Origin of the sequence: Gilliamella sp. ESL0254 (genome assembly GCF_013344985.1) — a bacterium.
In the GTDB taxonomy this organism is placed as follows: Bacteria; Pseudomonadota; Gammaproteobacteria; order Enterobacterales; family Orbaceae; genus Gilliamella; species Gilliamella bombicola.
Genome location: NZ_JAAEDU010000003.1, coordinates 193,068 through 201,981 on the forward strand (window position 1 = coordinate 193,068; position 8,914 = coordinate 201,981).

An 8,914-nucleotide genomic window follows, 5' to 3' on the forward strand; every position below is an offset into this window, starting at 1 on the left:
CATCAAATAAAGGAAAATAATGATTATTGATAGACAACATTATGTTTTATGCTCACACTGTGATTTGGTCATCGAATTATCGGATATAACGGTAGGGCATAAAGCTGTGTGCCCGCGTTGTAACGCAACATTAGCTAAAAATAATAGTAATATGAAGTTTAGCGCAGTTATGTATGCAATATGTTCATTAATTATGATTATTGTAGCTTGTGGTTTTATCTTTATTGATATTCGTATTGTGGGTAATTTCATCGGTGTTAGCGTATTAGATATTCCTAAAACTCTTTTTTCTGATAATTATAGCTATATTTCAGCGCTTTTTATCTTGTTTGTTTTACTTTTTCCTATATTTAATTTATCGATTATTGTTTTGCTCTGTTCCAAACTACAGTTAACAAAGTATCGTAAACGAGATTTGCTTGTTGTTTATGAAAAGTGTCAACATTGGTGTATGCCTGAAATATTTCTTACTGGTATTTTGGTTAGTTTTGTTAAATTAATGAGTTATGGCAGTATTGGTGTGACAGGCACATTTTGGGCATTCTGTCTATTTGTCTTTTTTTATATAAAGTCTTTAGTGATTTTTTCTCCAGAAACAATTTGGAATGAAATTCATCGTAGTAATTTTGCTACCGATACACCCAAAGTCGGTAAAACAGGCATTTGTCAAAATTTAAAACTATGCAAATGCTGTCAGGCTATATTGCCAGTACATTATGTAAAATGTCCAAGGTGTAAACAAAAAAGCAATATCCGAGATCGTGATAAAATACAATGGACCCTAGCCTTATTGGTTACTTCATTAATTCTTTACATTCCCGCTAATTTATTTGGAATTATGATAACGGTTGTATTTGGATCGTCATCAACCTCCACTATTATGGATGGTGTTATTTATATGTGGCAAGCCGGTGATATACCTGTTGCACTTGTCATTTTTATTGCTAGTGTTGTTATTCCAATTTTAAAGATTATTTCACTTAGTTGGCTTTGTTATTTTGCACTAGCAGTAAAACGAAAAAATAAACAACATTGCTTAAGAATGAAAAGATTGTACACTGCTGTTGAGTTTATTGGTAAATGGTCAATGATTGATATATTTGTTGTTGCTGTTATTTGTTCTTTAGTTAGAAATCAGCAAATGATGGGCGTTTACCCAGATATTGGTGTTACATTTTTTGCAACTGTCGTTATTATCACGATGATTGCATCACAAAAATTTGATCCTCGGTTAATTTGGGATCGTCCGAAAAATAGAAAATAAATCAATAGGAACAATATGGCAACATCAAGTAAATTAGCAAAAATAATTAAAATTAGAGCTATTTCAGCAATATGGATTATTCCCATTGTTACTGCAATTGTGGGTATTTGGATAATCTATGCCCATTTTGCCGATAGAGGTATCTCATTTACATTGCTTGCAAAAGACGCAAATGGCATTATTGCCGGAAAAACGGTAATTAAAAACCGGAGTGTTGATGTTGGTATAGTTGATGAAGTGACTTTATCTGATGACTACAAGCAAGTAGTAATAAAAGGTCGTATTTATAATGACATGGCTCCGCTACTTAAAAATGATTCAATTTTTTGGGTTGTTAAACCTGAAATTGGTCGTGATGGAGTAACTGGACTAGGCACTATTTTATCGGGCGTTTATATAGAATTAGTTGCGGGAAACGATACACATAGTTTTCAACATAAACCTTTCGTGCTTTCGGATACGCCACCATTGTCTGACCCAAGTATTAAAGGGATTCGTTTAAATTTAGAAAGTGAGCAAAATGGTGTGATCCCTCGAGGTGCTTCTGTTATGTTTCATGGTTATCGTGTAGGTAATGTTGAGACCTCAGAATTTGATATTGAAGCGCGTAAAATGAAATATCAAATATTTATTACAAAACCTTACGATGTACTAGTAACACAAAATGTTCGTTTTTGGAAAGAAGGTGGAATAAATTTAACACTTTCATCTCAAGGTGCAAGCCTAGATGTTCCTTCTTTAGATGTGTTAATGTCGGGCGGAATCAGTTTTGATTTACCTGATGGCTCTAAATTAGGTGCTCCTGCCGAACAAAATGCAGTTTATAAATTATATGAAGATAAAAAAGCTATTAAAGATTCACAATATACTGAATATAAAGAATTTCTTGTCATGCTTTCTGATTCTATATCTGGATTATCAGAAGGTGTACCCGTTGAATATCATGGTATTAGACTAGGTACAGTATCTAAAGTACCATTTTATACTGCAGAAATGTTAGAAAAATCATCAATTTTAAATAAAAGAGTGCCAATATTAATTCGAATTGAACCAGATCGCTTGTCTGAATTAGTTGATGAAAAAATTGATATTGCCGCATTGATTATGAAAGAACAAGAAAATGGATTAAGGGCTTCGTTAAAAACATCAAACATGTTCACAGGTGCGATGTATATAGACCTTGATTTTTATCCTGATTTGAAAAATAAATTTGATCCAAAAATGGCAAAACAGTTTGGTTACGATACTATTGAGGCGACTTCAACTGGAATTGCGCAAATTCAATCAAAAGTTATGCAATTATTAGATAATTTTAATAATTTGCCTATTAATAATACGGTATCACAGCTTAATCAATCGCTTGCTTCAAGCCAACGCTTAATGGATTCATTAAATCGAGTCATGGCAAGCAAAGAGATGCAGAATATGCCAAAAGATCTACAAAAAACATTGCGCTCATTAAATGAAACAATGAAAGAATTACAACCAGGTTCTGAGCTCAACAATCAAATGAAAGAGAGTTTACAAAAAGTGCAACAGATGATGGATGAACTGACTCCATTACTCAATACGCTTAATGATAAGAGTAATGCACTAATTTTTTCTGCTCCACCGAAGAAAGATCAAGAACCTCAAGCAAAAGGTAAAAAATAATGAACAGAATATATAAAAAGTTACTTATAGCTATATTTATACCATTATTTACCATATTAGTGGGTTGCTCAGCTAGCAATCCAAGTAAAAGTTATTTTCAACTCACTAGCAATTTACAGATTCCTGTATCGCAAAATATGAAAACCACGAATCAATTTATTTGGATTGAGTCAATTGATGTGGCGAGTTTTTTAAATAAACCTGGCATTGTATTACAAACCGATAATATCAAATATGAAACAGCCACCAACCATTTATGGATATCGACGCTATCTCAGCAATTACAAGACAGATTAACGCAGGATTTAACTGCTATGTTACCCAATTATTTAGTGTCCAGTAAATCAATTACAACACCAACAATAACGGTAAAATTATTTATAGATGGCTTTTATGGTAGTTATACGGGAGATGCGGTGATTAAGGGGCGATGGGTTGTTACTGACAATAAAAATAATATTGAAACAAAACCATTTGAACGCCATGTTCCTTTAGCAACCAATGGCTATGATGCTTTAGTTAAAGCGCTATCGAAAGGATGGCAAGATGAAGAGCTAGACTTTGCAAACTCAATAAAACATTAGTGTTACACTGACATTCCGTCAGCGTGCTGACGGAATGTCTAAACTTAAATGGCAATAGATTTTAGCGACAATTTGAATTGATTAAAAACTTTATCATCAATGTCTACCCATTTACGAACACTATTGATAAAAGCGATTTTTTCGGCATTTACCAGATCATCTTTTAAAATCGTTTTTTCTAACAATTGATTGTGAGCCAAATAAAATTGCCGCATGGTTCCTGCTAATAATCCCGATTCTTTTTTAGGTGTCACCCATTGATCATTAATCAATAGCGCAAGGTTACCATTAACAAACTCAGTTATCTCATTGTATTGATTGAAATTAATATATTCTTTTCCTACAGTTAAATCTGGGAAGTGCTCACGATTGGAAGTTTTATGATATAAATACACATTTTGGGTATTAACACATTGTGTTGCCAGATTAATTTCATTAATTTTCATTGGGTTATTAATTATATCTTGGCTAATGGTATAGTACCCATCTTTTTGCTGTAAAATTCTCACTTTATAAAGGTTGTTAGGCATTGAATTTGCTAACTTAATAAGTTGCATCTTAATTGCATGAATGTCACAGTTAAAATCAAAATAATTAGCTGATTGAGCAAGTCTGCTTAAATGTTCATCTAATAATAAAAATTGCCCTTTTTCAAGCAACAATGATTCAATAATATATTTTGGGGTAGAAATAGTGCGATTCAAAATGGCTGTTTTCGCTAAGATCTCACTATATTCGTCTTGAGATGTTGAATCCCAAGTGATCCCACCACCAACACCATAGCTCATCTGTTGATTGTGTATGGTTAATGTACGAATTGGGATATTAAATATAGCTTTATTCATATAAGGTTCAATATAGCCAATTGTTCCACAGTAAACCCCCCGTGGTGAGTTTTCAATATCTGCGATAATTTGCATGGTACTGTTTTTTGGGGCACCGGTAATTGAGCCACAAGGGAATAGGGCTTGAAAAATTTGATATAAACTGACATCTTCCTTCATTTCAGCTTGAATCGTTGACGTCAATTGCCAAACGGTTGGATATTTTTCCGCTGAAAATAATTTAGGCACTGTCACCGTTCCTGGTTTTGCAATGCGACTTAAATCATTACGCAACAAATCAACAATCATCATGTTTTCAGCTTGATTTTTTTCAGAAAACAACAACTCTAATTGTCGTTTATCTTGTTGATTATTTAAGCCGCGTGCGGTTGTTCCTTTCATTGGTTTTGTCGTAATAATGTTATTGTCTAACTTAAAGAATAATTCCGGTGAAATCGATAAAATATGATAATCGTCAAACTCAAGATAAGCGCAATAATCTGCCTGATTGTTTTTTTGTAGAAAGTGGTAATAATCAATAGCGCTTTCATTAAATGGTGCGGTAAATTGAATAGTATAGTTGGTTTGATAAGTATTGCCTGATTCAATTTGTGATCGAATAAAGTCAATTTTTTGATTATATTCATCTCTTGATGTATCGCTTTTTAAATCAAAGCTTGGCGGTGTATAATCATTGAGTTCTACTTGTTTAACGATAGAAAAATGATCAAAAATACCAAATAACAATAGTGGTATACCTTGATGGACATCATTATTATGTTTTGTTTTATTTTCACTATTTAACCCCGTTGCACTTTCATAAGCGAGATACCCAGCCGCATAAAAACCTTGTTGGGTAAATTTTTCGATTAAATCGAATTGTTGTTGAATTGTCGAGTAATCATTCGATCTTAAAATGGCGATAGGATTGCAAAAATATTTATGCTGACCTTCAAAATCTATATAAATTTTCATATTAAGATTGCTCATGGACAAAATTATTAATCATTTGTAAACCTGATTCGGTTTTTATCGCTTCAGGGTGGAATTGAACTGACTCAATGGGTAACGTTTTATGACGTAATCCCATAATCAACCCTTGATTGTTTCGAGCGGTTACAATCAGGTGAGAATCTTTTTGTGAAAAATTATCACATGCAATTAATGAGTGATAGCGAACCACTGAAAGCGGGTTTTTGACTCCTTCAAATACCCCCTGACTATCATGCGTTATTTCATCGACTTTACCGTGCATCGGTATTGGTGCTTTGGCAATGCGGTAACCATAATATTGTGCAATGGCTTGATGTCCTAAACAAATTCCCAATATCGGGCAAATATGAGCAAATTCAGCAATCACAGCAAGTGATATTCCTGCATTAATTGGTGCCCCTGGGCCAGGAGAAATGATAATTTTAGAAAAGCTTAGTTCTTTTATTTGTTCGATTGTTAGTTGGTCATTTTTGATAACTTTAACTTCGGCGCCAACTTGGCATAAATAATCGCTAATATTAAATGTAAAAGAATCATAATTATCTATTAATAATATCAAAATACAGTCCATTAATTACAAAGCACATTGATTTAAACACTGGTAACTGTAACAGTTAAAATCCAGTCGTAACTGGTTTTATTATACCGTTAATACACTGAAAAGAAGAAATCATTACGGTTTTACCTTCTTTTTATCCCTCTTTTATACTTAAATACTATATTTTATGAAACTTTTTTACAAAAAACAGTTTTTCTGTGATTGATTTTACAAAAGCATACAACTCTACTTGTATGGTAGTATTTATGTTGTTATTTTAATAACGTCTAAATTTACGCAAGAGGTATTGAATGAAAATTATAAAAGCAGATGTTTTTGTATGCAGTCCAGGAAGAAATTTTGTCACATTAAAAATCACCACAGACGAAGGAGTTTATGGTGTTGGTGATGCAACGCTTAATGGACGTGAATTAGCTGTAGCTTCTTATCTTAAAGATCATCTGTGCCCTCAACTCATTGGGCGCGATCCGCATCAAATAGAAGACATCTTCCAATATTTCTATAAAGGCGCCTATTGGCGTCGTGGTCCTGTGACTATGTCAGCTATTTCGGCCATTGATATGGCTCTGTGGGATATTAAAGGAAAATTAGCAAACATGCCTCTTTACCAGCTATTAGGTGGTGCATCACGCACAGGCGTTATGGTTTACTGTCATACCACTGGTGCAAGCATTGAGGAAGCACTAGATGATTATGCTAAACAGTCAGTAAAACAGTTAGAAAAAATTTTTTAAAGCATTATTAACAAAACTAACATAATTAATAAAAGCAAAGTGTAATTACCTGCAAGGGCGTTACACTTTTCACTTGTACTCCAATTTAGTACAAATAACCTTTCTATATTTATATCATTGAAATAGCAACACATTTCAAACAAAAAAATTAAGGGGTAAGTGTTTTTTAAATTCAACGGAAGGCAAGTAGCCTAACGAAGAATGTAATCGTTTATGATTGTACCAATAGGCATAAGCCGAAAAAGCGCGTTGTAACTCAGCCGTTGAGTTTAAGCGATTAACTCTTGTTCTTGTGGACTGCGATTATCTTTTGTTTTAAATGAGCCGCTTTGGCTTGTTTGCGTTATCCAACGGTCCAAAGCTGATTAGGTATTGTAAATAAGTTATTGTGTTATTTTTCGGTAAGTTAAAATAAATTTACTGCTATAAAAATCGCATGACTACAGTTTTTCCGTTGGTTTTTTAATTTATTTGATATAGAGTTAATTGTTTAAAGTTTGTTAAATGGAAATATTGTAATGAGTAAAAAATTGCTGTAATGGGTGATGATACTACAGCCAGTGGTAAAGTTATTTCGTCGTCAGTTCTAGCTTTTAACCATCTCGATGCTATAGCCTGTTTAGGGGATTATGCTTCATGTCCTAAGTGTAAAAGTTCTGGAAAAATTATTGAGGCGACTGATAAACTAATATTATTGCTCGTGGTTGTCGGCCTATAGGTGTTAATCGAATTATTGCAACCAAAATTCTGATATTTGTTGATGTGGCAACCCCCTATTATACAAATAAGTCAAATCCTATTAATAATACATTTTCAACAATCGCTCAAAATGATATTCACACACAAATTAATTCATTAGTAGCATCAAATGAAGATAAAACAACGATTCGCCTTGACGCTCAAAATTTACTTGATTGTGCGCATGAAGTTTGTGAAAAACACCTTTACCATGATGATATAAAACAAGATTTTATTGATGATATTAATAATTTTGCCACGCACATTGTAAATCAAGTCGAAAGCGGAGCGATGAGTTATGAACAAGGCTCAGAAGCGATAAAATCTGAAGAAAAGAGTTTATGGGATCAAAGTATTCACTGGATAGGTCGGGGACTAAGTGTTTTAGGTGGTGCAGGCTTGATGGTGACGGGGGTTGCAATGTGCACAACTGGTATGGGTTGTATACTTGGCTCATATGTAGCAGCGCATGGAGTTAATAGTATTCAAGAAGGGATAACCGATGAAGATGGTTTTTTAAAATCAGTGTATCAAAATGCGGCGGTAGGATTAGGAATGTCTAAAGAGGCCGGTTCTTTGGCTTATGATTTAGTTGATATCGGTATATCCGTACATGGTAAACTTAAATTAGTTCCTAAAATAGATAAAAGTTTTGCAATTAATCAATTTAATCGCGCTAATTCAGCAAAATTCAAATTATTTCATTATGGTAGAAAGGATTTGACACGAGCATATAGACAGATGAATAAATGGTTGTTAGGTTCTGAAATATTTAGTGATGGTATATCATTATATGAAATTTATCAAGAGGCTGAAAATATATTAGTTAAAGATAATGAAAGTAGTGAGACAAATTTATATATTTCAAAACCAGAAAAGATTGATAATATAGAGAAAATTGTAGATAGTTGTACAATAGTAATACGTGTTACAGGTAGTGAATCTGATGTAGATGACCAACCTAATTACTCGTTGTGTACGCGCTTGGATGGTACTACATATCGGCAATATTTTGATGGCCATATTGAAGAAGGTTCTATTGAATAACAGGAATAACACAGATGATTATATTGATTTACATTGCGTATTACTTTTTCTCTATTTTGCCTATTATTATTACTTATCGCTTTAGAAAATATACAATAAGTGATTATCAATATAATAAAAAGTTGAAATGGCAAAGGTGCATTATGTTGGTTTTTAATTATGTTGCTGCAGCTGTTCAAATTATAATTGGATATGAACTTAAACGTATCGCTCGTTCTAATGAAGATTATGGTCCTCTTGCATTATCAGCATATATATTTCTAATTATTTATCTTTTTCCAATATCCTGGTTAGAAAGCCCAAAAGAGTATTTAAAAAAGAAAAAATGGAAATAATAATGAATTTAGTGAAGTTAGCTTTCCACCATTAACAACTAGAGAAATAACATAGATGATTATATTGATATACATTGCGTATTACTTTTTCTCTATTTTGCCTATTATTATTACCTATCGCTTTAGAAAATATACAATAAGTGATTATCAATATAATAAAAAGTTGAAATGGCAAAGGCGCAT

At 32.9% G+C, this 8,914-nt stretch carries 8 protein-coding genes and 2 pseudogenes; 7 read left to right on the forward strand and 3 right to left on the reverse strand.

Going from position 1 to position 8,914, the window contains the following annotated elements; all coding sequences use genetic code 11:
* The first annotated feature begins 19 nt into the window (after window positions 1-19).
* The 3 genes from GYX25_RS09090 to GYX25_RS09100 are packed head-to-tail and all read left to right on the forward strand — an operon-like array spanning window position 20 to window position 3,501.
* Complete coding sequence (locus GYX25_RS09090) at window positions 20-1,264, forward strand: PqiA/YebS family transporter subunit (RefSeq protein WP_091349060.1); 1,245 nt, start codon at window positions 20-22, stop codon at window positions 1,262-1,264.
* Window positions 1,265-1,279: 15 nt separating this feature from the next.
* A complete protein-coding gene (gene pqiB / locus GYX25_RS09095) occupies window positions 1,280-2,917 on the forward strand; it encodes an intermembrane transport protein PqiB (RefSeq protein ID WP_091349063.1) in 1,638 nt (545 codons plus the stop codon).
* Complete coding sequence (locus tag GYX25_RS09100) at window positions 2,917-3,501, forward strand: PqiC family protein (protein WP_091349066.1); 585 nt, start codon at window positions 2,917-2,919, stop codon at window positions 3,499-3,501. Before pqiB ends, GYX25_RS09100 begins: the two co-directional genes overlap by 1 nt.
* Before the next feature lie 44 nt (window positions 3,502-3,545).
* On the opposite strand, the gene pabB is transcribed toward GYX25_RS09100, so the two are convergent.
* Both pabB and GYX25_RS09110 read right to left on the reverse strand, forming a co-directional pair.
* The gene (pabB, locus tag GYX25_RS09105) at window positions 3,546-5,300 is read right to left on the reverse strand and encodes an aminodeoxychorismate synthase component I (protein ID WP_174787215.1); all 1,755 of its coding nucleotides are present in this window, start codon (window positions 5,298-5,300) and stop codon (window positions 3,546-3,548) included.
* A 1-nt stretch (window position 5,301) separates the two neighbouring features.
* Window positions 5,302-5,877, reverse strand: coding sequence for an anthranilate synthase component II (locus tag GYX25_RS09110; RefSeq protein WP_091349173.1), 576 nt, complete (start codon window positions 5,875-5,877; stop codon window positions 5,302-5,304).
* 290 nt (window positions 5,878-6,167) lie between these two features.
* Between GYX25_RS09110 and GYX25_RS09115 the strand changes: the two are divergent.
* Window positions 6,168-6,578 (forward strand): annotated as a pseudogene (locus GYX25_RS09115) (bifunctional D-altronate/D-mannonate dehydratase); the annotation flags it as partial.
* A 168-nt stretch (window positions 6,579-6,746) separates the two neighbouring features.
* Here GYX25_RS09115 and GYX25_RS11440 read toward each other — a convergent pair.
* Window positions 6,747-6,869 (reverse strand): annotated as a pseudogene (locus GYX25_RS11440) (IS3 family transposase); the annotation flags it as partial.
* Between the two features lie 280 nt (window positions 6,870-7,149).
* Between GYX25_RS11440 and GYX25_RS11445 the strand changes: the two are divergent.
* Genes GYX25_RS11445 through GYX25_RS09130 form a run of 3 tightly spaced genes read left to right on the forward strand, consistent with a single transcriptional unit; the run spans window position 7,150 to window position 8,731 of the window.
* Window positions 7,150-7,329, forward strand: a complete 180-nt coding sequence (locus GYX25_RS11445) for a PAAR domain-containing protein (protein ID WP_446718919.1) — start codon at window positions 7,150-7,152, stop codon at window positions 7,327-7,329.
* Between the two features lie 44 nt (window positions 7,330-7,373).
* Window positions 7,374-8,396, forward strand: coding sequence for a DUF4225 domain-containing protein (locus GYX25_RS11215; RefSeq protein WP_174787216.1), 1,023 nt, complete (start codon window positions 7,374-7,376; stop codon window positions 8,394-8,396).
* A 14-nt stretch (window positions 8,397-8,410) separates the two neighbouring features.
* Window positions 8,411-8,731, forward strand: a complete 321-nt coding sequence (locus tag GYX25_RS09130; RefSeq protein WP_091349089.1) for a hypothetical protein — start codon at window positions 8,411-8,413, stop codon at window positions 8,729-8,731.
* The last annotated feature ends 183 nt before the right edge of the window (window positions 8,732-8,914 follow it).

What these genes read in the sequence shown, in the direction of transcription:
- GYX25_RS09130 (WP_091349089.1), top strand. Translation starts at nt 8,411, where the DNA reads ATGATTATATTGATTTACATTGCGTATTACTTTTTCTCTATTTTGCCT.
- pqiB (WP_091349063.1), top strand. Translation starts at nt 1,280, where the DNA reads ATGGCAACATCAAGTAAATTAGCAAAAATAATTAAAATTAGAGCTATT.
- pabB (WP_174787215.1), bottom strand. Translation starts at nt 5,300, where the DNA reads ATGAAAATTTATATAGATTTTGAAGGTCAGCATAAATATTTTTGCAAT.
- GYX25_RS09100 (WP_091349066.1), top strand. Translation starts at nt 2,917, where the DNA reads ATGAACAGAATATATAAAAAGTTACTTATAGCTATATTTATACCATTA.
- GYX25_RS09090 (WP_091349060.1), top strand. Translation starts at nt 20, where the DNA reads ATGATTATTGATAGACAACATTATGTTTTATGCTCACACTGTGATTTG.
- GYX25_RS11445 (WP_446718919.1), top strand. Translation starts at nt 7,150, where the DNA reads ATGGGTGATGATACTACAGCCAGTGGTAAAGTTATTTCGTCGTCAGTT.